The organism is Bradyrhizobium sp. Mp19 (assembly GCF_029952935.1).
GTDB lineage: Bacteria > Pseudomonadota > Alphaproteobacteria > Rhizobiales > Xanthobacteraceae > Bradyrhizobium > Bradyrhizobium elkanii.
The window spans coordinates 43157-67551 of the sequence record NZ_JASAUT010000034.1; the positions used below are offsets into that span (position 1 = coordinate 43157).

Consider the following 24395-nt stretch of genomic DNA (forward strand, 5'->3'; position numbering starts at 1 on the left):
TCTCCCCGCTGACGTGGTCGGCCGCGCGCGCGGCAACCATCGAAGTTGCGGCGGATCGACATACCCATGACGATTGCCGCGGTGAATCCGGCAAGCATGTCTCGAGAAACCTCGTCACCGACAAGGAGTATCACCATGAAGATCGTTGTGATCGGCGGTACCGGACTGATCGGCTCAAGGAGCGTTGCCATTCTGCGCCAGCGCGGCCATGACGTCGTCGCCGCCTCGCCGAAAAACGGCATCAATGCGATCACCGGCGAGGGGCTGAAGGAGGCGCTGGCCGGCGCGGCCGTCGTGATCGACCTCGCCAATTCGCCCTCGTTCGAGGACAAGGCGGTGATGGAATTTTTCGAGACCTCCGGCCGCAACCTGCTGGCGGCGGAGAAGCCGGCCGGCGTCAGGCACCATGTCGCGCTGTCGATCGTCGGCACTGACCGCACGCCCGAGAACGGTTACTTCCGCGCCAAGGTGGCGCAGGAGAAGCTGATCGAGGCGTCCGGGATTCCCTACACCATCATCCGCGCGACCCAGTTCATGGAATTCGTCGGCGCGATCGCCGATGCGAGCGCTGTTGGAAACACCATCAGGCTCTCGCCCGGCCTGTTCCAGCCGATCGCGGCGGAAGACGTATCCGCGCTCGTCGCCGATATCGCGCTCGAGCCGCCGCGCAACGGCATCGTCGAGATCGCAGGTCCCGACCGCGCGCCGTTCAACGAGATCGTCGCGCGCTACCTGAAGGCAAAAGGCGATCCGCGCGAGGTGGTCAAAGATCCCGACGCGCTTTACTGGGGCGGCCGGGTCGAGCAGCACTCGCTGGTGCCGCTCGGCGAGGCGCGCCTCGGCCGCATCGATCTGAACGAATGGCTGCGCCGCGCGCGGCCGGCGGCCTGACGGTATCAGCTATTTGAGCCACACCAGCAGCGGAACGGGCGCGCGGCCCACGCAGGACAGCGTGCCCTCGTAATTGCGCGTCTTGCGGGCGCTGTAGGTGCAGGGCGCACCGTCCAGCACCAGCTCGGCGGTGACCTGCGAATCCGCACCCGTGATTTGCAGCTTGATTTCTCCGGCGCGTTCGTCCGGTCCGTCCTGCGTGCAGATACCCACATGCTTCATCTTCAGCGGTCCGGAAAACTGCCTGGGTGTGCCCGGCGCGCTTTCGGTGAGATGTCCGGTCAGCTCCCATTCGCCGAGCACGCCGGCCTGGCCGAGGATCTCCATCGCGCCAACCGGCGGCACCTGGCAAAGCGATAGCGCAACGGCGCCGAGCAGCGCCGCACCACCGTTGCGCCATGTCGTCAGTGGCATCACAGCTTGCTTCCGGTCGTCTGGTGCAATTCGATCAGCTCCGGCCGCGACAGATCGGCATCCGCGGTGAGCCGGGCAATCTGATCAGCGCATTCCCGGATCTTGGCCTGATCGCCGGCCGCCTTGGCGCTCTTGATCATGCCGAGATAAGTCGCCAGCCGATTGGGCTCTTTCTTGAGCACCGCTTCATAGGCGGCGAGCGCCTCCCTGGCCATGCCGCGATCGAGCAGCATCGCCGCGTAGAGCTCACGCGCCGGCGCGAGCGGTCCCGGGGTGACGGGATGCTTCTCGGTCTTGTCTTCCGCCTCCGCAGCGGCGTTCATCGCGCCGAGCGCATCGTCGTATTTGCCTTCCGCGTACAGCACCCAGGCGCTCGCGATCTGCTGCTGGATGTCGACGATGTTGGACCAGTAGGCGTCCTTGGCGTCCTTCAACTTGTCGCGCAGCTCGACCAGCTTGGCGACATCGGCTTTGGCGGCGACGGGGTCACCGGAGCGCGCGGCGCCGACCGCGCGGGCGAAATAGGTGATGGCGTCAGCATAGGCGTATTTGGTCGGATGCACTTCAAGCGCGGCAGCACCCTTCCAGTCGCCGCGTTCGAAGACATAGCGGGCCTGGCTTGCCGCTACCGCGAAGGGGCCTGCGAACCGGTCGAGCTTGAACTGGAGCTTGCCGAGCTCGTCGACCACCGCACGCGCCTCCTTGTCCTGCCCGAGCTGCAGATACGCATAGACCAGATAGTCCATCGCGTGCGCCTGGTCCTGCTGCTCGCCGTCTTCCTTGGCGATGCGCGCGGATTCCTTGTTCGAGGCGATCGACTCCTTCCAGTAGCCGACGCGCGTGAAGATGTGCGACGGCATGTGCTGGGCGTGCGGCGCGTGTTCGGCGATCTTGGCATAGCGCATCGCCGCGGGGAGGCCCTTCGCCGCGAGCGCCGGGTAGTCGTAGAGATGGATCAGATAGTGGGCGATGCCGGGGTGCTCGGGCTGGCGCGTGAAGATCGGTTCGAGCAGCGCCGCGCCCTTCAGCTGGTTGGCGTAGGTCTTGTCACCCGGGGAGGCCGCGACGTTGAGCGTTATCGCATAGGCGATCTGCGCCTCGTCGTCGTCGGCATAGTGCGTCGCGACCTGCTCTTCGGCCGCGAGGAATCGCTGCACGCGGGTGCGGTGATCGACCTTGTCGTAGTCGACATACATCGCCGCGATCGCATCGATGTATTCCCGCTCGCGCGGGGTGCCGGCATTCAGCGCCTGGCCTTTTTTCGCAGCTTCGAGACCGAGCGGAAGGTTTTCCGGCGGCGGCGGCGCGTGCGGATTGTAGAGATAGCTGAGCGCGATCCCCCAATAGGCGATGGCGCATTGCGGGTCGGCCTCCAGCACCTCCTCGAAGGTGCGTCGCGACGCACTGTACCAGAACGAATGCTGATACAGCATGGCGCGATCGAACAGCTCCTGCGCTTCAGGCTTGCAGGATGTTACAAAATGGACTTTGCCCAATCGTTGTTCAGGAGAATCCGAGGCGGCAGGCTGCGAAATGGTCGCGGCAATGAGGCCAACGACCACAGCGAGGGGAAACCGTGTCATGGGACCCGCTCCGTGGCGTTGAAGGCGAAAACCGTACGATATCACCTTTCCCGCACCGCCGGAACAGCAGGGGCCGTTCTGGTCTAGCTGTCCAACGCGATCCCTAACGCCTTGATCTTCCGGTACAACGTCGCGCGGCTGAGCCCGAGCGCCCTGGCCGCGTTCGTCACTCTTCCGTCATTGGCGCGCAATGCATCGACGATCGCGGCGCGCTCGCTCGCTGCGTGATCGGCCTCCACATCGCGTGCGCTGAGCGGCGGCAGATCGAGATCCGCCTCGGTGATGACGCCGTCCTCCGCGGTGGCGCCGGCGAGCCGCAGCACGTGACGAAGCTGGCGCATGTTGCCGGGGAACGGATAGGCCATCAGCTGCGCCCAGGCGTCGGCCGCGATGCGGCAATGCGGCGCTTCCTCGTCGGCGATCTGCGCGATGACGTCTCTGCGGTCGGCGCGCTCGCGCAACGCGGGCAGGCGGATCTCCATGCCGCGCAGCCGGTAATACAGATCGGAGCGGAAGCTGCCGTCCTCCGCCATCCGCGCCAGATCACGGTGCGTGGCGCTGATCAGGCGGATGTCAACGGCGACAGGCTTCAGCGCGCCGAGCGGCCACACCTCGCGGTTTTCCAGCACGCGAAGCAGCCGGGTTTGCAGCGAAAGCGGCATGTCGCCGATCTCGTCGAGGAACAGCGTGCCGCCAGAGGCCTGCACGATCAGCCCCTTCGATCCCTCGCGCCGCGCGCCGGTGAAGGCGCCGGCCTCGTAGCCGAACAGCTCGGCATCGATCAGGCTCTCCGGCATCGCCGCGCAGTTCAGCGCGACATAGTTGCGGCCGGCGCGATTGCTCGCGGCATGGATGGCGCGCGCAAACACGTCCTTGCCGGCGCCGGTCTCGCCATGCAGCAGGATCGGCAGATCGAGATTGCCGACCGTCATCAGCCGTTTCACGCCCTTGATCAGCGCGGGATCGCGGCCCGCCAGCCTGTGCAGGCCGGAAAACTGTCCGGCCGGTTTTTCGCGCGGCGGCGTCGATGGTGGACGCGGCGATCGCGTCCGCACCGGCGGCGCCAGATGGCCGCGTCCCCACGGCGTGCCGTCGGCGCGGCGCAGCGCGACCTGCTCGTCCGCGGCCCGCGTCGCGCGATCGTCCAGTTGAATGAGATGCGACAGGTCGATGCCGTCGTCGATCATCGCATCGGTCAGGCCGAACGCGGCGCGTGCGGTGCGGCAGGCGCCGACCACGCGGCGGTCGTCGTCATAGGCCAGCATGCCGTGCCCATCGCCGGGCAGCATCGCGATCCAGGAGGCGCGGTAGCGCCGGCGGAAGAACGACTGCTCGATCCGCCGCGTTGCCTCCGTGGTGACGGCGAGCGCCAGTTCATGCGCGCTGCGGCCGAGGTCGCTGCGGCAGGAGGTGATGTTGACGGCACCGGCGAGGCGGCCGGCATGATCGAACAGTGGCGACACCGCGCAGGTGAACATGTGCCACTGCTCGCGGAAATGCTCGTCGCCATGCACCAGGATCGGCCGCTGCTCGGCGAGCGCGGTGCCGAGCCCGTTGGTGCCCTCGAACATCTCGGCGAAGTTCGAGCCGGTGTAGATCTTCCATTCCAGGAACATCCGCGCGTAGTCGCCCCCGGGCAGCCGGCTCACCAGCATGGTGGCGTTGGGATCGGCGAGGTTGACGCAGTAGCCGGAGTCGTGGAGCACACGGGCGAGGTCCTCGAGCTCGGGGATCGCGACCTGGATCAAATCCTCCATCGGCTCGGCGAGGTGCCGGACCTCGGCCTCGGTCAGGGTCTGCGGCGGGCCGCGCCGGGCCGGATCGAGGTTGTGACTGACCACGCAGCGCCGCCAGGACGCGGCAATCCGCGTCTCGGTGTCGACGCCGGCCACCTGGTTGGCCGCCGACAAAACACGGGCGACGTGATTTGAGGCCGAAAGATTGGCCATCCAGAGGTCTCCACCCCTAATTTTCCGCGAAGTCTGGCAGTCCGCGGCCGAATGTCAATTGGCCGACAGGGTCGCGGGGCGGGGAGCGTTTGGGAAGGCAGCTCTGTCCAGAGGATCAGCGAAGCGTAATCCGCCATTCCGAGCGGATCGGCTCCAACCTCCCCTTGAAAAGGGGAGGTCGCTTTGCTCGCCAGAGCAAAGCGGGTGGGGATCTGCTTTCTCCGCTTGCAGCGTCGCCTGTGGCTGACCCCCATCCCGACCTTCCCTCTTTCAGGGGGAAGGAGAAGGCGCACCTGTAGCCCGGATGGAGCGCAGCGTAATCCGGGGTTGCTTCAACCGCGGATGGTCCAGTCCCCGGATTTCGCTGCGCTCCATCCGGGGCTACGGGGACTACTTGACCTCACCCGCCGCGAACAGCACGAACGAACGCCCCGCCGCCTTGTACGTGCCGTCGAACGCAAACTGCGCGCCCGGCGGCTCTTCCGGCGCATTGGTATCGAGCAGCAGCGACCAGCGCGGGCCGGCCGACGTCCGCGGCAGCTTGAAGTCGACCTCGCCCTCGTAGCTGTTGAGGATGACAAGCACCGTGTCGTCCTCGCCCTCACGCGCGATCGCGGTCTTGCGCGCGCGGCCGTCGAGCACGACGCCGAAACATTTGATCCAGCCGGTGGTCCAGTCGGCCTGCGTCATCTCGACGCCTGCCGCGCTGATCCAGACCACGTCGCGGATCTTGAGTTGGGAATCGCGATCGCCGGAGAGGAAGCGGCTGCGGCGCAGGATCGGATAGTCGCGCCTCAGCTTGATCATCCGCTTGGTGAAAGCGAGCAGCTTCCCGGCGTCGTCGGAAAAATTCCAGTCGAACCACGAGATGTCGTTGTCCTGGCAGTACGCATTGTTGTTGCCGCGCTGGGTGCGGCCGAACTCGTCGCCGCCGAGCAGCATCGGCGTGCCCTGCGAAGCCAGCAGCGTCGCCAGCATGTTGCGCTTCTGGCGTTCACGCAAAGTGCGGATATCCGGATTGTTCGTCGGGCCCTCGGCGCCGCAATTCCAGGAGTGGTTGTCCGACGAGCCGTCATTGTTGTGCTCGCCGTTGGCCTCATTGTGCTTGTTGTTGTAGCTCGCCCAGTCGTTCAGCGTGAAGCCGTCATGGGCGGTGATGAAGTTGACGCTGGCCCAGGTGCGGCGGCCCTCGCGGTTGAACACGTCGTGCGAGCCGAGCAGCCGCGGCGCCAGGCTGCCTGGTGCCGCCTCGCCGCGCCAGAAATCGCGGACGACGTTGCGGTATTTATCGTTCCACTCCGCCCAGCCTGGCGGGAAGCCACCGACCTGGTAGCCGCCGGGACCGCAGTCCCAAGGCTCGGCGATCAGCTTGACGGTCGCGAGCAGCGGGTCCTGGTTCATCGCCTTCAGGAAGCCGGACTGCTCGTCGAAGCCGTAGACCTCGCGCGCCAGGATGGTGCCGAGATCGAAGCGGAAGCCGTCGACATGCATGTGGCCGGCCCAGTAGCGCAGGCTGTCCATCACCATCTGGATCACCCGCGGATGCGACAGGTTCACCGTGTTGCCGGTGCCGGTGTCGTTGATGTAGTAGCGCCGCTTGTCCGGCAGCAGCCGGTAATAGCTCGCATTGTCGATGCCCTTGAACGACAGCGTCGGGCCGCGCTCATTGCCTTCGGCGGTGTGGTTGTAGACGACGTCGAGAATGACTTCGAGCCCGGCGCCATGCAGCCGCGACACCATCTCCTTGAATTCGCGCAGGCTGTTAGGCACGTCGGCGGCGTAGCGCGGATCCGGCGCGAAGAAGCCGATGGTGTTGTAGCCCCAGTAATTGGTGAGGCGCTTGTCGAGGAGGTTGCTGTCGTTGATGAAGGAATGCACCGGCAGCAGTTCGACCGAGGTGATGCCGAGCGCCTTGAGATGGTCGATCGCCGCGTTCGAGCCGAAGCCGGCATAGGTGCCGCGCAAATGTTCGTCGACGCCCGGGTGCTGCTTGGTGAAACCCTTGACGTGGGTCTCGTAGACCACGGTCTCGTCCCAATGCACGTCCTGCCGCTGCGCTTCCTGGACCCAGTCGAAATTGGGATCGACCACCACGCATTTCGGCATGAACGGCGCGCTGTCGCGCTCGTCGAAGGTGAGGTCGTCGCCGCTCTCCATCTTGTAGCCGAACACCGCCGGATTCCAGGTCAGGCTGCCGGCGTGGGCGCAGGCGTAGGGATCGAGCAGCAGCTTGTTCGGATTGAAGCGGTGACCGCCATCCGGCTGGTAGGGACCGTAAACGCGATAGCCGTAGAACGTCCCCGGCTGCACGCCATGGATGAAGCCGTGAAACACCTGGTCGGTATATTCGGGCAGCTCGAAGCGGTGCGTCTCGCGCTCGCCGTCGAACAGGCAGACCTCGACTTTGGTGGCGTTGGCGGAAAACACCGCGAAGTTGGTGCCGTGGCCGCTCCAGTGGGCGCCCAGCGGATAGGGCAGCCCCTCCTCAATGACGTAATCGGACATCGGTCCCCCAGCCATGAGATCAACCTGCAACAAACGCCGCCGCGCGGAAAACGTTGCATGGGTCATGTTAGGAGAGTTTGCCCTTGGCCTGTGTGACGGTTCAAACGCGGCGCCGCTCTCTCCGTTCGTCATTCGGGGCATACGAAGCGTATGTGTGACTCACTGAGCGCGCAACATATTCACTGTCGTCCCGGCGAAGGCCGGGACCCATTACCCCGGATATCAGTTGGTTGGCGATGGTGGGGCCGCAGCCTGCTTCAACAATTCACCCCGTGGTTATGGGTCCCGGCTTTCGCCGGGACGACAGCGGAGGGCTTGTTGAGTGCAATCCTAAATCAGCCGCATGCCCTTGAAGCTGGTATGCCCGTTCTTGCCGACGATGATGTGATCGTGCACGGCGATCCCGAGCGGCTTGGCGATGTCGACGATGGCTTTCGTCATCTGGATGTCGGCCTGCGACGGCGTCGGGTCGCCGGAGGGATGGTTGTGCATGAGCCTGCGGCGTCTATTATCTATTTGAGTTTGCTGTTATTTTAGATTCTGATCGAGCTGTAGGAGGCGGAGACTGGGGCATGTAGTGGGTGATTGTTCGTGATAGTCACGAGAGTTCACGCTCGGTCCTGGCCGCTTCGATTGGAGTCCTTGTTTCAATGCCCGATCTGTCCGTGACATGCATTTCAGTGCGTATCGACGGCTTACGGACACCGCCGAAAGCATCAGCCTGAATGCTCAGGTTTTCCGTTAACGTGTCCTTTCATCGACGGCTTCCTCCAATACGTGCAACGTATCGCGCCGCTCGAACAGTAAAATTAGCTCTCTGACCCGGGCCGATTTGCGGTCGCCGGGAATTTCGTCAATGTCCACGCCCAGGAGAAAGCAAAGGTTCTTAAACTCTTCCATATCGAACGCCGTACACAGCTCATCGAACAATTTCTTACGTTGAGCTATCGAAATACGCGACTTCGTTGCCGCTACCGAAGCAACGGACTTCGGCCACGCCCCCTCCGAGAGGGAAACTGGGCGCGACTCAATGAAGCTTCGCAAGCACGAAGCCGCGGAATACGCTGCGTACTCTTGCCACATGTCATTCTTTTTGCCGTCGGCGAAGTCGCAGATGGCTCGGATCGTCAAGAATCCCACCTTCTTGACAGCGCTGAATGCCGCAGAAGCGACTCCTGCACTCTCCATCTCAATTGCGATGAGATCGCGTTGCAACGACCGAAGCTCTTGGGCAGCCTCGCTTGAAGCAATCACCTTCTCTCCAGAGGCAATTGGTCCGACATGAATTCTCGGCTCGATGGCGCTCGCGCTTTTCCCATCGGGCCTTGAAGGCAAATGTGCGCGCCACGTTGAGTCGGTCAAGTTCAGTATTCCATCCACGAGGATGGGGTCCGCCTGAAATTGCCGAGCTCGATGCTCCTGATGATTGGGTCGAACCTTCGAGAGCTCATAATAGAAAATGGAGTTCGAGGCCACGATATCGCCGAAGCCCTGATCCTTTCTAGAGATTCCACCAGCAATTCCATTCACAAGTACAAATCGCGGCTTCCATTTGTGGATGAGGTCCGATGTCGCATGTGCGGCATCGAGATTTCCCATCGAATGAAGGAGAGTGGCAACAACTCGATACGAGCCGCCGCGTCTTGTTGGAATCGTTCCGCGAAGGTACGTGCGGGTCGAATCCGATGTCGACGAAATCGGTACCAGCTCAGGAAAATAATGCTTAAGCGCAGCCAATTCCTTCCGCAACGCGACGACAACTGCGAAGTCGACTGATTCGTCCTCCACCTGTCGCGAGAGGTCGGTAGCCTGCTTGTCAGTAAGCTCGACAGCAACCGAGCTGAGAAATGCTGCGACGCGGCTCTCATGGCGCCGTTTCATGAGAAGCAACGAATCCGCTGTGTAAGTGGTCGGATCCTGATCGACCAAACGATGATGCGTTGGACATAGGATGATCAAGTTGTCTGCGTCGTTGCGCGACTCTTCGGATTGCGCGGGATCGAATCTCGGCCCCCCGGGAGAGGCCGCACGAATGTGGCAGAGTTCGCCCAGTAATGCGCGAGATTGAGGCTGAACGAGCTGCGTTGTACATCCCGGGAAAGCGCATAGGCCCCCCGAAGAAGCGAACAGAATCTTTATCGAACGATCACTGGGTTGTCGTCGCATAGCACCTCAAGCACGCTCCGCATGCCGTCGCCCCGTAGTCAAGAGATCATAGCCTTCAACGCCCATCAACCGGATACGTGTCGATAAGCCGACACTTTGTGGCTAACGTTGCTATTGAGCAGGCCGTCTAGAGCTGCGCGACATCGAGTAGCCTTCTAACTCTTCTTTGCGGGGGGCATGTTCTTTCCATTTGCATCGTGGAGGCATTCGCGCTTAAGTTGATCATATTGAAGGTCCGTCTTAATTGACATGGCGTACTTCCGCGCGGAAACGCGACGGGGGATGGATGATCGACTCTCTTCGCGTTGCAAAAACAGCAAATTTTCACATTCTTAAGCGGCAGATGAGCAATGCCGCATTGGATGACCTTTTTCGCCAAGTTCGGGCAAGCCAGCCCTCGGCCTCCCAAAACATATTCTACCATCGGCGCGTCCAAGCTGGGCGCGCGCGTTGGTCTGCGATCTCCTTCCTCTATGACCGCTCGCCTTCATTCTTAACCGAAGACGCAGGAATCCGAGAACGAATCTGCGGATTTATTCTTTTGATCGAATATCGCGATCATCTCGCGATTCTTAAATCCAAGCTCGATCTTCCGGCAGGATTTTTCACCCGCTATCTCGGTCGAGTATCAGCCGAACGCGTGGATCGTGCGGTCGCACGGCAGGGAGCGGTGTTCGAAAAGATTCGGCTTCGAAACATGTCGGTCTCCAAGCACGTGATGAGGAGTAAAACGTTCGAAGCCGATGACCTACAAAATGTTGTCGGGCCTGCTGGCGCAAACCGGTATGTGCCCCAGGCGTACGCGGTCCGGTCGGGAACTGACCACTATTCTACAACTCCTAGCACCGGCAGGATAGGGCAGCGGTCTGATCGGGTCGATCACCTCGCACTTGTGGAGTACGCGAAATCTGTAATTGACGAGCTGGTAGGTGGAAGAGCTGCACCTGCCAGCTTTCTCCGTACCTTAGCCCGCGCTATCGATTTGGCGAGTATTGGCGGCACCGCGCGTCCAACAAGTTTTGCCGTCGACGTTGCGGGATTTGTTGATGCGATCCATGTCGATCGCGAAATCAGACTTGTACATGAAGATAGCGGTAGACTCACTCAACTCTCCAAGCATGAAATCGATGCAGCGTTAAATGAGCTCGATCGTGCGTTTAGGGTCAGCGGCGACGGAAAGAGGATGGATATCTTCGACGGTGCTGATTCGGTTGGAGCAATTGCAATCAACCAAGCTCGCGTAGCATTGCGTGACTTGCAATTGCCGATCACTGCCGGCATCGAGGTCGAAAGTACAGAGTATGCTCTCGGTCACGATCCAAATCGGATCTCGCTCCGACGCTACATCGATCGCGAGGATAAGTTCATATTGCTGTTCGACGCCCTCTCTTTAGCTTACATCGACGGGACCTTGTTCCGCGACGAAGGCTTTGTAGATGGTGGCGCAGCCCTGTTGCGCCATTTGCGCTCTGATCCGCTCCTAGACGGAGTGACTGATGAAAAGGGTAACTTTTCGACGCGAAAGGCCACCTTTGATGCTGACTCCACTTTCGGTGTGATCGAAGCGAGTGTTGCGGACGGGGACGATGTGCTTGTGTGCGACGATCTTGGCGACGAATGGGCGGACTATATTGGGCTAAACAACTCCAGCAGCCCGCCTAGAATTACCTTTTATCACGCAAAGCATGGTCCACTATCGCTCGGTGCTGGGCCGTTCCATATCTCCGTGAGCCAAGCAATTAAGAACTTGCAGCGTATGAGCCTTCCGCCGGAATCGATGGAAGCGAAAATTCGTGGTTGGGACAACAAGTATGTAAGCGGTAGCGGAGTCAAAACCCGGATCAAGAGGATTGTCCGAGGCGATGCCGACGAGCTAATGAACGAATTCGCTCAAGTGCGGCTTGCGCCGGATGCAATTCGTCGGGTCTTCATCGTGACCTCTTCGCTGAGCCGCGGTGCTGTTGAAGAGGCGCTAAAGGAAGTCGCAGCCGGCCAAGCGCCAGACCCATACTTCGTTCAGCTCTATTGGCTGTTGATGTCATTCTTCTCGGCGTGTACCGAAATGAACGCACATGGATACGTGATCTGTCAAACTTAGCAGGCGCTGATCACGGAGTCGGTATTCGAAACTGCGATTTGGCTATTCCGGCTGTTAAGGCCCGACAGCCGGCTGACTGCTAACCTATGCGCAGTTGTAGTAAAGAGCGCGTGCCATGCTTACTTTGCAGCAGATGGAAGAGGTAAGGGTTCGCCTAGCGCAGCAACTGATATTCTACATGCCCGTTAAGCTGTTTCCTATTGCGCAGAAATTAGCGTTTCCGATTCTTTTAGAGTTCACACGACTAGTGGATTTTAGGAATCTGGAAATTCCACCAGAGAAGATCAAAATTACTGACTTGATCTACGAAGACAGGCTTCCGTCAGTGTTCGAGTCGTTTATCGCTCGGCGGTTTTCCGAGGGGAATAAGCAAGCGGAGTTGCGAGTAGCGGGAATCATTACACCAGATCACAAGATCGTCCTGGCAGATCGTAAAACGGCAGAGGGATTTCTAATAAAGGCAAACTCAGCGGTTTGGTATGAAATTGTAGCAAGCCTGCAATCGGATTGGAGCCAAGCGTATTCACTTTCTGCGACGCGTTGGGAAGAGATCGTCGCTGGTGCCTTCGATAAAGCGGGGTTCGACGAGGTGACATTAACGCCACGCTCAGGGGATCACGGACGGGATGTCATAGCTGTTCGAAGGGGGTTGGTTGCATCAAGATCATAGGATCGGTGAAGGCGTATAAGCCGAGGAACGAGGTTTCATATGATGACATTCGTGCATTGCTGGGCGTACTCAGCGGGGAGCAGAATGCCTCTAAGGGAATCCTGACTACAACGTCGGACTTTCCGCCAAGGCTAATATCTGATCCGTTCATAACTCCCTTTCTGCCGACGCGTCTCGAATTGATGAACGGTGACAGCCTTCAAAAGTGGCTTGGTGGCCTCCTGAAAAAATAGGCTTCTCCCGTTCGGATACATGCCTCTACGAGAGAGGGCTTGGGTCCGGACTTAATTGATCCACCAGGTAATCGCAGCGGCGAGGAGGATTGCGGACAGGAAGATGTCCGCGCGCTTGTCGCATCGGGTTTAGGGAATATCGAAGGTCCGTATGAACCCGTGCGATCGATTGTTGTCGTAGAGCCGGAGGGAAAGATCCGATTTGGGCATCCAGACGCGGCCGACCTCGACCGCCAGGGAGGCGGGAAGCGCGGGAAAAACATGCAGCAGCGTTCCCTCGCCATGCCGAGCCTTGATGCGGTCGTAGAGCCGTCGGAGTTCGCGCCGAAATGCGGCCTGATCGTCAGCTCGCCGCAAGACGTCGTTGTGAGGTTGATCCGCGCAGAGCGACCAGATCGCGGCTTCGTCGCCGAGAACCGCCTGGAGTCGCGCGTCGGTCACGGTAGCGCTGACACCGAGCTTTAGCGCGACCGAGCCTGACAGCCCGATATCCGGTTCGGTGACCTGGAATGTGATCGGGGGGCCATCGGACGCCCATCGCCAACTCGCGGGTTCGCGATGCCTTTGATGAACGACGGCCGGAACGATATCGCAGAGCAGCCGGCCAAGCTCGATCAGCAGCGGCTGCGGTGCGAGTGCGAATACGCTTAGATGCCTAATCTCCTGTCGCTCTACGCGGCCTCGCACCTTCGCTTCGAACTGGCGTCTCAGGTTCTCGCGCTGGACCGTCCAATAGGCAGGCTCGTTGTCTCGAAACGCACAGCCTACCATTTCAAGATCCAACCTCTGGCCGCTGGCTGGGTGGCGGTCGGGCGGCATCGCCGAAAAGATCGCCTGCGTCGATACAAGCGCCTCGTTGTCACAAATGCTCGCCCCAAACCTGATGACGTGAGATGCCCGGTCTTCGTCGATGCCGGCAACGATCGCGATCCGGCCCTCGTGCTCGGCTTTCATAGTTAGCAGAACAGATTCCGGATGATCGGCGACGGCGTCAAGATCGATCAGCTTGTGATGTCGGGCGCACATCAACATTAGATTTTCCAGACTACGCGCGAGCTGAGTCGACCGGATCGGATCGCCGCGCGGGCCGCCTTCGACGTCAGCCACGATGTGTGCGATGAAGCCGAAGATCCCGTCTTGCCGCCCGGCCACCAGGTCGCCGACCAAATCAGTATTGCATCCACGATATTGGCAGCGGCCAGCAGCCCGCGCCCACAGCGCCGATTGGACCTTTTGCGGAATGCTGCTCTTAGACACCGACGCCACCTGCTACGACGTGGCGGCCGCTCGCTGTCCATTGACCCGTTGCGCGCCAGCCCTCGTAAGCGGCAAGCCACTCGATCACCCAGGGCACAGTTGTCTGCGAGAGGCTGTCGAACGGCGACCAATCGTCGGAATCGGGATCGAGCATGCATAGCGTCACTTCGCCATCCGAACCGTAGTACACGTGAGGGAGCCTACCCTCCGGGTCGCCCGGACGGTGCCGTAACGGCGGTGACAAGACTTTGACGCGTGGCTGGAGAATGCGCACGTCGAGCCGTTCGATCACCAGCGGCGCTCGATAAGTGATCTCGACCTGAAACGTCTGAAGCAAAGGCCGGAGAGGGCCCTGCCACGCCGCGATTGCGCCGTGGCGGCCGATGAGTTTCAAGTTCGGCCACAAGGAAGCCATGTCAGTGATCTGGGCGTCGACCGTCATCACCACTTATCGGCGCTCTCCCATGTTGGTGTGTGCGCGAGCCGCGACTGGCGCCAGGCTGGTCGCCGCGCCGATGATCGCCGGCGCGGCGGGAACGAACAGGCCGCCGGAGCGCGTATAACCATGCTGCCGTGATTGAACTTGGCGCCCGAGCCGCTGGTTGAAAGCTTTGACAGAACGCGTGACGACCCGGTCCCCGAACTGCCCGCGCAACCACTCCTGCAAGTCCTCCAGCTGCACGTCGCCGGTGCGGGCGGCTTCGAGCCCGTTAGCGAGGGTGTGCAGGTGGCGAGAATAGGTTGTCTGTTGCAGCTGAGATTCTGGCCAACGGTCGGTGAAACGCTCGACCGGAAATTCGGGGTTGGGCACGACCAGGAGCTGGCCGCGCTTCGCGGCGTCGTCGATCGCGCGGGCCGTCCAGCGCGCCTGCCGGATCAGCATTTCCGCAAGCCTCATGCCCGGACGGGCGGCATGGCCGGCATGGCACGACAACATCACCGATGGCGGGATCCGGCCCGTCTCGGTCGCGTAGGCGATGTTGCGGTGCCGCTTGATTAGCTGCAGCGCGACCGTCGTCACGCTCTTGATGATGAGCGGCGTTTGCGGCGGAACGTCCTCGACGTCCGCTGCGGCGAAGGCGATTCCGGCCTGTTCGTACAGCTGACGATTCAGCGCCAGCGCGAACCGCTCCTCGGTAGGCGTTCGGGCGCAATACCACTTCCCGAAGGCATATGAGTTCATCGGCACATAGCGCGCCGGGTCGCTGCGAGTCCCCTTCTTCGCATGCGGGATCTCGCCTTCCTTCTCCTTCGGCGCCCGCCGCCGCGACGGCGTAATGTCAAGATGCATGCCGTCGGCGTAGTAGAGCGTGATGCACCGAGTTTGGCGCACGACCTTGCTTACCGGGTAGCTCTCGAGTGCGGCTTCCAGGTCATCCAGCAGCGCCTCGGGACCGAGGTCGGGGCCTTCGATCTCGGCGACGATATCGAGATCGTACTCGTCGTCCGTGCCGCGGGTCGACGTGGTTGCGTCGATTGCCATGGAGCCCTGGGGATAGAAGCAGGCGACCCTGCCTTCGAGCGGACTACCGGGTCGTTCGATGTAGCGTCGGACCGCCTCATATCGCTCGACCGCCTTGGCATGCAGGCCGGGCGGAAGCTGAATATTGATGGCAAGCTCGGCGAGTACCGCGTCCAGCGGGTCGGCAAAGGGATCATCAGGCCGATCATCGCGGCGCAGGGACGGAAAATTCGACATCGATATTGGTCCTCTTCTTTGAATGACCTCCGCGCGCCGATCCGACCGGATCGCCCTGGTGAGCGATCCGTTGGGTTATCCTTTCGGCGGGAAGGGATCGTTTCCGTAGGAGTTGGCGTCGCGAATGCGGCCATCGGGACGGTGGATGACGACTTCGCCGTGCTCGCGAAGCGCAGTGCTACGCGCCGCCTCCGTCGCCTCGGCTTGGGTGTGATGGGTGGACCCCACCCGCAACGCCCCCTCACGTCGGGTTGCCCAACCTGATTCGTGCGGCACGACATGAATGCGCTTCGACATCTCGGTTCCTTCGCCTCGTCGGTGAGCGTCGCGCTCTCCGGCGGGATATGGATTCCTGAGATTGGCCAATATGTCAAGTAATGATCACACTAGTAAGTTTGTAATAAGCACATAATGTTTGCGGGATTGACATTATGCCCGAAGCAGCGCAAACATCGGCGATGGCGGGCAATCCGGTCTATATAGCGTTCGGCAACGCGGTCTCGACGCGGCGCAAGGCTCTTTCGCTGACCCAGGCCCAGTTGGCGAGCAAAGTTAAGATGTCTCGCGCGTCGATCGCCAACATCGAGAGCGGCCGGCAGAACATATTGCTGCACCATGTCTATGCCCTCGCCACCGCGCTTGATTTCGCGAAGGTCGCCGACCTGCTGCCGCCAATGCCGCATAAGTCCATCGGGGAGGAATTGAAGATGACGCTGGTCAATGAGAAGCTTTCGAAGGAGTCGCTGTCCGAGAACGCGGGCGCCCAGGTCGCTGATTTGATCAGCAGCGCGCTCGCGCCACGCCGCGGCTCTAAGGTCGGATCGTGAGGGACGCTGATCCAGGTCGAGCGCGCGAAGCTGCGCGCTCGATCCTTCGGGAGTTCGGCGTTTCAGCGCCGCCCGTCCCTGTCGAACGCATCATTAAATCGCGCAAGATCGTCCTTCAGTACGCACCGCTGGAGGAGGATCTTTCGGGCATGGCCTATATCAAGGACGGCATCGGCATCATCGGCGTCAATGCGCTACATCATCCCAACCGCCAGCGTTTTTCCGCCGCCCATGAACTCGCCCATCATGTGCTGCACGACGAAGACATCAGACAAGCCGTTCACGTCGACAAGGGGATACGCGTTCTCTTCCGAGATGATATCTCAGCGCTCGGAACCGAACCGATAGAGATCGAAGCCAACGCCTTCGCCTCAGAGCTGTTGATCCCCGGCGACCTCTTAGCCGCCGTCTTGGAAGGCGGTGGTGTGGATCTCGAGGACGAGGCAGCGATTGAGGGTCTCGCGCGCCGGTTTAGGGTAAGCCCGGCGGCGATGCGTTTCCGGTTGACTCGTTGGTAGCACACCCATGAGCTTCGTCTTTTTCGACACCGAGACGACGGGGCTTAAGCGTGGCTTCGATCAGATTCTCCACTTCGCCGCTGTTCGCACCGATGAAAACCTGAACGAGGTGGCTCGGTTCGAGACGCGCTCGCGCCTTCAGCCACATGTGCTTCCCCATCCTTCGGCGCTTCGGACGAACGGATTGCCGATCGAGTCGTTGACTGATTCCAGCCTGCCGTCGCACTACACCATGGTAGGAGATATTCGCCGGACCTTGATTTCCTGGAGCCCTGCGGTTTTCGTCGGCTTCAACTCCATCCGCTTCGACGAGGAGATGCTGCGCCACGCCCTCTTCCAGTGCCTATATCCGGCATATCTGACAAGTAATCATCGAAACTGCCGCGCCGATGCGCTCAGTCTGGTGATGGCCGCCGATGCCGTGTCGCCTGCGCAACTAGTTGTGCCGGTCAGCGAAGAAGGGCGGCGGACATTTCGCTTGCAACAGTTGGCGGCGGCAAATGGCGTCGCACATGCTCGGGCACACGACGCGATGTCCGATGTGCTTGCGACGCTCGAACTGAGCCGATTGGTCTATCGAAGGTCTCCGGAGTTGTGGCAGCGCTTCGTGCGCTTCTCGAACAAAGCGACCGTCGCGGATTTCATTGAGGTCGAAGACGGCTTCGTGTTGACCGAGTTTTTCGGCGGCCAAGCTTATCATACGTCGGTCGTCTGCATCGGCAGGGATCCCGATCAGGCCAATGGCCGGCTTTGCTTGAGTCTCAACGAAGACATGGGCCGGCTTGCCGCGATGAGCGATCTCGAACTGCAAGTTCATCTGACGCAGAAGCCAAGTCCGATTCGTCGCTTCAGGATCAATGCCGCGCCCACGCTGACGGCGTTCTACGACGCTCCCGAGCATATGCTGGATGGCGGTTCGATGGGCGCCACCGGAGACCGGGCCTGTCTCATGAAGGCGGACACTGGTCTGTGCGCGCGGCTTGTGGCTGCTTACATGGCTGCGCGCGAGCCCTACGCATTATCTCCGCACCTCGAAGAGCGCATCTATAGCGGCTTTCCCGGTCCTGCTGATGAGGCACGCATTGCCGCGTTCCACGATGCGCGATGGGAGGACCGCCTCGCGATCGTCCAGGGCATGGAGGACGAGCGACTGCGCTGGTTCGGGCTCCGGTTGATCTATTTCGAAGCGCGCTCGGTTCTCCCCGAACCTACTCGATTGGAGGTCGAGCGCTACTTGACCGATCAGATGACAGGCGACGGTTCGGGCTGCCTCACCATCGATCAGGCGATGGCAGAGACGGAAAGGGTGCTTGGCGAGTTCGCCAGTCCAGATGATCTTCTGATCCAATATCGCACGTATCTGCAGGATCGACTGGCGCGGCTTGAGGCCTATCGGACACGGCTGATTGCCTGAACCGACCGGTTCGGAGCGCTCAACTCAACGTCGCCTTCTCTGCGCTGAGTATTTGGTCACGGACGGAGTGCCGCGAGGACATGGCGTCAGTGTTGAGCCGACTTATGATGAAAGCGGTGGTCTGACGGTGCACCGCTGAACAGGGGAAACGCAGCGCGGTTCGCGATTTTAGCTCCCTATCATTCCGAGCACAGCAACCGAGTCGTTGTCTCGAGCGTGCCAGCGGATTGAGTCATCATATTAGAGCGCGATTTTGTTTTTCTCAAGCTAGCTCACGTTCAGTTCTTTCGACGCACTACAAATCACCAGATTTCCCCGATCCCATGCGTCAAGCTCGTCCACCGGGTATAAGACGGCTTTGCCGATCTTGATGTATGCAGGCCCAGTTCGCATTGCGCGCCAATTCCGCAGCGTACCCACGGAGACCTCGCCACGGTATCGTGCAGACACTTCCTCCGGTGTCAGGAATTTGGACTCCGTCATTCGTCTTCTCCATCACTCCGCCGCACGAAACGTCACGGTCGAGATGACTGAGATGTTGGCACCCAGAATGACGGAAGAAAACGATATTCTCGATGACCCCGCATAGCTCGCGTCAAACGCGAGCGAGTTAACGCGTCAGCCTGCGTTGATAGCCGCAAGATAGCGTAACGGAGCGTAGCAAAAATACTTGCGGCTCTCGGCCGCAGGTACACTGACCAATCGCGAAGATCGGAAGGTCGTCCTTGTAGGAAGTGTCTTTGGTTAGAAATGCCTTGAGCTGATCGTCTCCCAACCCGTATCCGTTGTCTTTGCAGGAAACGATCATGGACTCTCGGTCGTCGAGCATGTCAGCTCGAATAAATTAGACGTCGATTTCAACCAGCATGTCCGTTTCAGAGGCGTCTTCGTGCTTGCGGATAAGGAATGAGTCGGTCGCATTTGAGATCGGTTCCTCAAAAACGACATACAGGTTCGAGCTGATCTTCGTATTCTTGATGCTGCCCCTGATATCGAACGTCATTTTCGTTTCAATCGCTGACGTTGTGGTCTGTGGAGGATCGTTCTGCCGGTGTGTGGGACGTCAAGTCAAGCTGTCGTATGAAAATGGCGAAAGCACCCGCCAGTTGGCTCCGATGTTCAGTTCCCCTTGTTTGCGCGCGCACTAACTTTCCGAGCTGGTCCATCGGGTTACGCAGCCTGTTGCTCCGATGATATGGCGAATTCCGGCGGTGCGCCTTTGAGGGGAAAGCCTTCCCCCTGGTCGGCGCCGCGGTCGCCGACGCACCCCCTTCTGCGGGGAGACCCCGCAACGCCCCCATTAGAGTGAGAGGACGGATCGGCTTCGCCGTGACGGGTTGATGATCGGAGGAGAGGCCTCCGGCGCCCGTCATGGAGATTGTCCCATGACCCAAGCAGAAGTTTTGATCGCTGCCCACGACTGCGCCGGCGGCTACAAGGTGGATGTGAGTCGCGGCGAGCGCATCGGCCGCGTTTCATCCGAATGGTTCTCGCGGCCGGCGGACGAACGCTATCTGTCCTTGTCGGATCTCTACTCCGCCGTGCGCAGCCGGAGCGAGCGCAGCCGGACCCGAACGGTCGAGAGCACCGCGATCCGAGTGGAGGCCAACCGCGACGATGCCGAGCGCCTGACGCTGATGCTACCCGGTTGCGACGCGCCGATCGCGCCGACTCATTGGAGCTTCGGTCAACTTGCCAGCTTGGTCGGAGCGCCGGCGGCTTACCTCCGTCAGCTTCCGGCACCGCTCGCTGGCATCAACCTGCAGTTCGGCCTCAGCTTTCATCGAGCCGAGCAGATAAAAACGCTTGAGGTGCAGGGCAGTCGCCTCGAGCTTCGCGCCGCGACGGGTCCGGAATATGGGCGTATATTTGACCACGAACTCGTGGCAGCTGTTCAGCGCATCGCCGGCAATGGCACGGGTGACACGCGCTGGAAGGTCCCAGGCGTGCTTGATTGGTCGACTGGCGTTTACAACCCGCGCGTCGACATCACCCAGGATACGACGACGCTCTACGCCTCCGATCGCGATGTCTTCCTGTTTCTGGTCGACGACCTCAATCCGATCGAGGCCGGCCGGCTGCCCGACGGCTTGCCGGACCTCTACTTCCGCGGCTTCTACTGCTGGAATTCCGAGGTGGGCGCGAAGACGCTCGGCATAGCGAGCTTCTATCTTCGCGCCGTCTGTCAGAATCGGAATTTGTGGGGTGTTCAGGATTTCGAGGAGATCACCATCCGCCATTCGAAATACGCCGCGACGCGCTTCGCCCATGAGGCGGCGCCGGCGCTGACACGCTTCGCGAACTCTTCGCCGATGCCCTTCGTCAACGGCATCAAATCGGCGCGGGAGCGGATCGTCGCCCGGACCGACGAGGACCGCAGCGAGTTTCTGCGCAAGGGCGGCTTCTCCAAGACCGAGACGGCGAAGATCATCGACACAGTTCTGTCCGAGGAAGGCCGGAAGCCCGAGAGCGTGTTTGATTTCGTCCAGGGCATCACAGCCGTCGCGCGCGACAAGACTCATCAGGACGCACGACTCGACATGGAGGCACGGGCGAAGAAGCTGCTCGACCGCGCGGCCTGATTCCCGGACAACCGGAGATACGGAACGGTGCTTTTCCGGTTCCGAGGCTTTCCGTCTTTCCTGTTCGTTGGCTTTGCGACGCCGCCCTCCAAAGTGAGAGGGCGGCGCTGCGCTTCGTGACGAGTTGATGTCGAGAGAGAGGCTCTCGGCGCCCGTCGCGGAGTATCATCCCATGGCGACTACCGTTCGCAAGATCACCCTTTCGCCCTCGCGCGATATCCCCTTCAACAGGCTCGTGCTGAGTCAGTCGAACGTCCGGCGCGTGAAGGCCGGCGTCTCGATCGAGGAGCTAGCAGAGGACATCGCCCGCCGGGGCCTTCTGCAGGGCCTCAGTGTCCGGCCCGTCGTCGACCAGGTCGGCGCCGAGACCGGCGTGTTCGAGATCCCGGCTGGCGGCCGGCGCTACCGCGCGCTGGAGCTGCTCGTCAAGCAGAAGCGCCTCGCCAAGACCGCCCCGGTGCCCTGCGTCGTCCGCGATAGCGGCATCGCTGAGGAAGACTCGCTCGCCGAGAACGTCCAGCGCGCTCCGCTTCATCCGCTCGACCAGTTCCGGGCATTCCTGGCGCTGCGCGAAAAGGGCCAGTCGGAGGAGGAGATCGCTGCCGCCTTCTTCGTCTCCGTCAACGTCGTCAAGCAACGCCTCAAGCTCGCGTCGGTTTCGCCGACGCTGCTCGACGTCTATGCGGAGGACGGCATGACGCTCGACCAGCTCATGGCCTTCGCTGTATCTGGCGACCACGAGCGTCAGGAAGTTGTGTTCGAGCGGCTGAAGGCGTCCCACGACAAGCAGCCCTACGTCATCCGCCGCATGCTGACAGAAGGCGCGGTCCGCGCTTCCGACAAGCGGGCGCTGTTCATCGGGGTTGACGCCTATACTGCCGCCGGTGGCACGGTGCTGCGAGATCTGTTTCAGGGCGACGATGGCGGCTGGATGCAGGATGTCGCGCTCGTCGACCAGATGGTGGCCGACAAGCTGAAGGCGGAATCCGAGACGATTGCCGCCGAGGGTTGGAAGTGGACCGAGGTCGCCCCCGATTTCGCTTACGGCCACGCTTTCGGTCTGCGACAACTTCGCGGCGAGATCGTCACCCTCACTGCCGAGGAGGAAGCGGCCCGCAACGCCTTGCAAGCAGAGTTCGATCAGCTGTCTGAGAAACACGCGGACGCCGATGAACTGCCCGACGAGGTCGACGAACGGTTGTCCGAGCTGGAAACAGCTTTGGAGGGGCTCGAGAGCCGGCCGGTTGTTTTCGACCCGGCCGAGATCGTGCGCGCAGGCGTCTTCGTCAGCATTGGCGCTGAAGGCGAGCTTCGTGTTGAGCGCGGCTACGTCCGGCCCGAAGACGAACCGTCGGCGGAGCCGGAGCCCGGTCTTGCTGAAGAAGATGGTGAGGCCGAACGGGCCAAGGCCGCGAGCTACGAAGGCGGCGAGCGCAACGTGTCGGTCGAGCCCGGCGCCGAGCAGGAGGAGGACGAGGGCCTTTCGCCCATCTCCGACCGGCTGATGACCGAGCTCACCACCCATCGGACACTCGGCCTGCGTCATGCCCTCGGTGAGCAGCCGCAGGTCGCCTTTCATGCGGCCCTGCATGCTCTGACATTGAAGACCTTCTACCACTACGGCTCGGATAGCTGCCTGGAGCTGGATCTGAAGAGCGTGAGTTTCGGCGCCCAGGCGCTCGGCCTGAACGACAGCGCCTTAGCCGAGGCGATCCGCGCTCGGCACGAGCGCTGGGCGAAGGCTTTGCCGAAGGAATCGGCCGACCTCTGGGACGCACTTCAGGCGTGGGACGGCGACAGCCAGGCGATGCTCTTTGCCCATGTCGTCAGCCTGTCGGTCAACGCCGTGCATGAACCCTGGAATCGGCGGCCGCGTGCGCTCGCTCACGCCGACCGTCTCGCCCGGGCTGTCGATCTCGACATGGCTGCGGCGGGGTGGAAACCGACCGTAGACAACTTCTTCGGTCGGGTGACGAAGACGCGAATCCTCCAGGCCGTGGTGGAGGCAAAAGGGCAGCGCGCCGCCGATCGGATCGAGCATCTGAAGAAGGGTGACATGGCTGCCGAGGCGCAGACCTTGCTCACCGACACGGCCTGGCTGCCCGAACCGCTTCGCACGCTGGGCCGAGCCATTGGCGACGAACCGGCGGTCGAATCTATAGTCGAGGAAACTCCAGAGCAGCCTAGCGAAAACAAACTGGAAGACGAAGAAGAGCGGACCGCCCACAATCAGCGAGCCGGTGAGCAGATTATGGCAGCCGAATAAGCCGTCGAGAGCAACAACAAGGTCCGCTGGCGACGGCGGACCTTTTCTTTTTGGGGATGACGATGGCCGATAACGCACACGATCTCGCACGGCGTCTCGGCCGGCAGGCTGAGTCCGTGTGCCGTCACTACCTCTCTGCCGGACGACGGGAAGGTAGCTATTGGCTCGTCGGCGACGTCCGCAATACGCCTGGCCGCTCAATGTTCGTGCGGCTCAAGCAGTCGGCGAAGGGAGCCGCCGGCAAATGGACCGATGCCGCCACCGGGGAACATGGCGATTTGCTCGATGTCATTCGCGAGAGTTGCCGCCTGGTCGACTTCAAGAACGTCCTCGACGAGGCGCGCTTGTTTCTCAGCTTGCCGCATCCAGAGCCCGAGCCCAATCAGCCGCGGCTCCGCAATTCCAGCGCGGCACGAGGATCGCCGGAGGCCGCTCGTCGGCTCTTTGCCATGTCGCAGCCGATCGAACGCACACTCATAGAAGCGTATCTCCGCAATCGCGGCATTACGTCTTTGCACGAAACCGGAAGCCTGCGCTTTCACCCACGTTGCTACTACCGGCCCGACGACCACAGCCCGACCGAGACCTGGCCGGCGATGATCGCCGCCGTCACCGATCTGTCCGGCGAGCTGGCTGGCGTACACCGCACCTGGCTCGACCCGCATGGTTTCAGCGAGGCGACGCTGGGCAAGGCGCCAATCGACACGCCAAAGCGGGCGATGGGCGACCTGCTTGGTCACGCTGTTCGATTTGGCGTCGCTGGTGAAGTCATGGCGGCCGGTGAGGGCATCGAGACGATGCTGTCGCTCCGCTGCGCCCTGCCGACCATGCCGATGGTCGCAGCTCTCTCGGCAGCGCATCTCTCCGCCGTCCTTCTTCCGGATACGCTCCGCCGGCTCTACATCGCCCGGGACGACGATCCTGCCGGTGACGGCGCCATGGCGACCTTGATGGATCGGGCGCAGGAGGCCGGCATCGAGGCAATCGTGATCTCGCCACAGCTTGGCGACTTCAACGAGGATCTTCGCCTGCTCGGATTTGACGCCCTTCGGGCCGCAAGCCGCGTACAGATCGCGGCGCAGGACGTCGCGCGCTTTATGGAGCTGGCGGCATAGCCGAAACGGGATGAGGGGCGACGCGGCCGCTTCGTTACCGCACGGTCGGTGAACGTGTTTCCCCTCGGCGCCAGAGGACTGCCCCACGGCCTTCTGAGAGGGCGATCGGGCGGCAGGCGGCCCGGACCGGCAACCTCGTGGGCCGACTATTTTCCGTCGGCGGCAGAGCCGCCTTTACATCGCGAGACAAAATAGTCGGCCCCCTTCG

The 24395-nt window shown here is 61.5% G+C and carries 20 protein-coding genes and 1 pseudogene; 9 read left to right on the forward strand and 12 right to left on the reverse strand.

The genetic code is table 11. The features are described 5' to 3' along the window. The first annotated feature begins 135 nt into the window (after positions 1-135). A complete protein-coding gene (locus tag QJT82_RS29855) occupies positions 136-891 on the forward strand; it encodes an SDR family oxidoreductase (RefSeq protein ID WP_028340434.1) in 756 nt (251 codons plus the stop codon). A 9-nt stretch (positions 892-900) separates the two neighbouring features. Here the strand turns inward: QJT82_RS29855 and QJT82_RS29860 are convergent, their stop codons facing one another. The 6 genes and pseudogenes from QJT82_RS29860 to QJT82_RS29885 form a co-directional block, all read right to left on the reverse strand. Next, positions 901-1305, reverse strand: coding sequence for a hypothetical protein (locus QJT82_RS29860; RefSeq protein ID WP_028340435.1), 405 nt, complete (start codon positions 1303-1305; stop codon positions 901-903). Next, positions 1305-2888, reverse strand: a complete 1584-nt coding sequence (locus tag QJT82_RS29865) for a hypothetical protein (RefSeq protein WP_035631471.1) — start codon at positions 2886-2888, stop codon at positions 1305-1307. The genes QJT82_RS29860 and QJT82_RS29865 overlap by 1 nt, the downstream gene beginning before the upstream one ends. 83 nt (positions 2889-2971) lie before the next feature. After that, on the reverse strand, positions 2972-4837 hold the full coding sequence (locus QJT82_RS29870) for a sigma-54-dependent Fis family transcriptional regulator (protein WP_028340437.1): 1866 nt from the start codon (positions 4835-4837) through the stop codon (positions 2972-2974). A gap of 390 nt (positions 4838-5227) precedes the next feature. Further along, positions 5228-7342: a glycogen debranching protein GlgX gene (glgX, locus tag QJT82_RS29875; RefSeq protein ID WP_028340438.1), complete on the reverse strand. Its 2115-nt coding sequence runs from the start codon at positions 7340-7342 to the stop codon at positions 5228-5230. A 330-nt stretch (positions 7343-7672) separates the two neighbouring features. Then, positions 7673-7837: pseudogene (locus QJT82_RS29880) on the reverse strand (JAB domain-containing protein); the annotation flags it as partial. A 246-nt stretch (positions 7838-8083) separates the two neighbouring features. Further along, entirely contained in the window at positions 8084-9223 is a 1140-nt protein-coding gene (locus QJT82_RS29885; RefSeq protein WP_223153803.1) for a 5'-methylthioadenosine/S-adenosylhomocysteine nucleosidase, read from the reverse strand. Positions 9224-9794: 571 nt separating this feature from the next. Here QJT82_RS29885 and QJT82_RS29890 point away from each other — a divergent pair. After that, on the forward strand, positions 9795-11606 hold the full coding sequence (locus QJT82_RS29890; protein ID WP_264641751.1) for a hypothetical protein: 1812 nt from the start codon (positions 9795-9797) through the stop codon (positions 11604-11606). Positions 11607-11721: 115 nt separating this feature from the next. Then, positions 11722-12276: a restriction endonuclease gene (locus tag QJT82_RS29895; RefSeq protein WP_011082907.1), complete on the forward strand. Its 555-nt coding sequence runs from the start codon at positions 11722-11724 to the stop codon at positions 12274-12276. Between the two features lie 362 nt (positions 12277-12638). Here QJT82_RS29895 and QJT82_RS29900 read toward each other — a convergent pair whose 3' ends face one another. From QJT82_RS29900 to QJT82_RS29915, 4 genes are all read right to left on the reverse strand, one after another. Then, a complete protein-coding gene (locus QJT82_RS29900) occupies positions 12639-13766 on the reverse strand; it encodes an SAVED domain-containing protein (RefSeq protein WP_014490283.1) in 1128 nt (375 codons plus the stop codon). Next, positions 13759-14208: a hypothetical protein gene (locus tag QJT82_RS29905; protein WP_202557271.1), complete on the reverse strand. Its 450-nt coding sequence runs from the start codon at positions 14206-14208 to the stop codon at positions 13759-13761. The genes QJT82_RS29900 and QJT82_RS29905 overlap by 8 nt, the downstream gene beginning before the upstream one ends. 6 nt (positions 14209-14214) lie before the next feature. Next, positions 14215-15465 (reverse strand): nucleotidyltransferase, encoded by a 1251-nt coding sequence (locus QJT82_RS29910; RefSeq protein ID WP_011082904.1) that lies wholly within the window; start codon positions 15463-15465, stop codon positions 14215-14217. 75 nt (positions 15466-15540) lie between these two features. Further along, positions 15541-15762 carry a DUF2188 domain-containing protein gene (locus tag QJT82_RS29915; protein WP_011082903.1) on the reverse strand — a complete coding sequence of 74 codons (222 nt, stop codon included), beginning with the start codon at positions 15760-15762 and terminating at the stop codon, positions 15541-15543. A gap of 161 nt (positions 15763-15923) precedes the next feature. Here QJT82_RS29915 and QJT82_RS29920 point away from each other — a divergent pair, with 161 nt between their 5' ends. Genes QJT82_RS29920 through QJT82_RS29930 form a run of 3 tightly spaced genes read left to right on the forward strand, consistent with a single transcriptional unit; the run spans position 15924 to position 18224 of the window. After that, positions 15924-16292 carry a helix-turn-helix transcriptional regulator gene (locus QJT82_RS29920; RefSeq protein WP_016839826.1) on the forward strand — a complete coding sequence of 123 codons (369 nt, stop codon included), beginning with the start codon at positions 15924-15926 and terminating at the stop codon, positions 16290-16292. Further along, positions 16289-16810, forward strand: a complete 522-nt coding sequence (locus QJT82_RS29925; protein WP_011082901.1) for an ImmA/IrrE family metallo-endopeptidase — start codon at positions 16289-16291, stop codon at positions 16808-16810. The genes QJT82_RS29920 and QJT82_RS29925 overlap by 4 nt, the downstream gene beginning before the upstream one ends. A gap of 7 nt (positions 16811-16817) precedes the next feature. Next, positions 16818-18224 carry an exodeoxyribonuclease I gene (locus QJT82_RS29930; protein WP_011082900.1) on the forward strand — a complete coding sequence of 469 codons (1407 nt, stop codon included), beginning with the start codon at positions 16818-16820 and terminating at the stop codon, positions 18222-18224. A 267-nt stretch (positions 18225-18491) separates the two neighbouring features. Here QJT82_RS29930 and QJT82_RS29935 read toward each other — a convergent pair whose 3' ends face one another. Both QJT82_RS29935 and QJT82_RS29940 read right to left on the reverse strand, forming a co-directional pair. Next, positions 18492-18707 (reverse strand): helix-turn-helix domain-containing protein, encoded by a 216-nt coding sequence (locus QJT82_RS29935; RefSeq protein ID WP_011082899.1) that lies wholly within the window; start codon positions 18705-18707, stop codon positions 18492-18494. Positions 18708-19068: 361 nt separating this feature from the next. After that, on the reverse strand, positions 19069-19227 hold the full coding sequence (locus QJT82_RS29940) for a hypothetical protein (RefSeq protein ID WP_016839828.1): 159 nt from the start codon (positions 19225-19227) through the stop codon (positions 19069-19071). A 382-nt stretch (positions 19228-19609) separates the two neighbouring features. Between QJT82_RS29940 and QJT82_RS29945 the strand changes: the two genes are divergently transcribed. The 3 genes from QJT82_RS29945 to QJT82_RS29955 all read left to right on the forward strand — a co-directional run bounded on the left by QJT82_RS29945 (position 19610) and on the right by QJT82_RS29955 (position 24187). Beyond that, the gene (locus QJT82_RS29945) at positions 19610-20806 is read left to right on the forward strand and encodes a hypothetical protein (protein WP_026192137.1); all 1197 of its coding nucleotides are present in this window, start codon (positions 19610-19612) and stop codon (positions 20804-20806) included. Positions 20807-20978: 172 nt separating this feature from the next. Continuing rightward, positions 20979-23072: a ParB/RepB/Spo0J family partition protein gene (locus tag QJT82_RS29950; protein ID WP_014490278.1), complete on the forward strand. Its 2094-nt coding sequence runs from the start codon at positions 20979-20981 to the stop codon at positions 23070-23072. Between the two features lie 56 nt (positions 23073-23128). Next, positions 23129-24187, forward strand: a complete 1059-nt coding sequence (locus QJT82_RS29955; RefSeq protein ID WP_011082896.1) for a toprim domain-containing protein — start codon at positions 23129-23131, stop codon at positions 24185-24187. Positions 24188-24395: the final 208 nt, after the last annotated feature.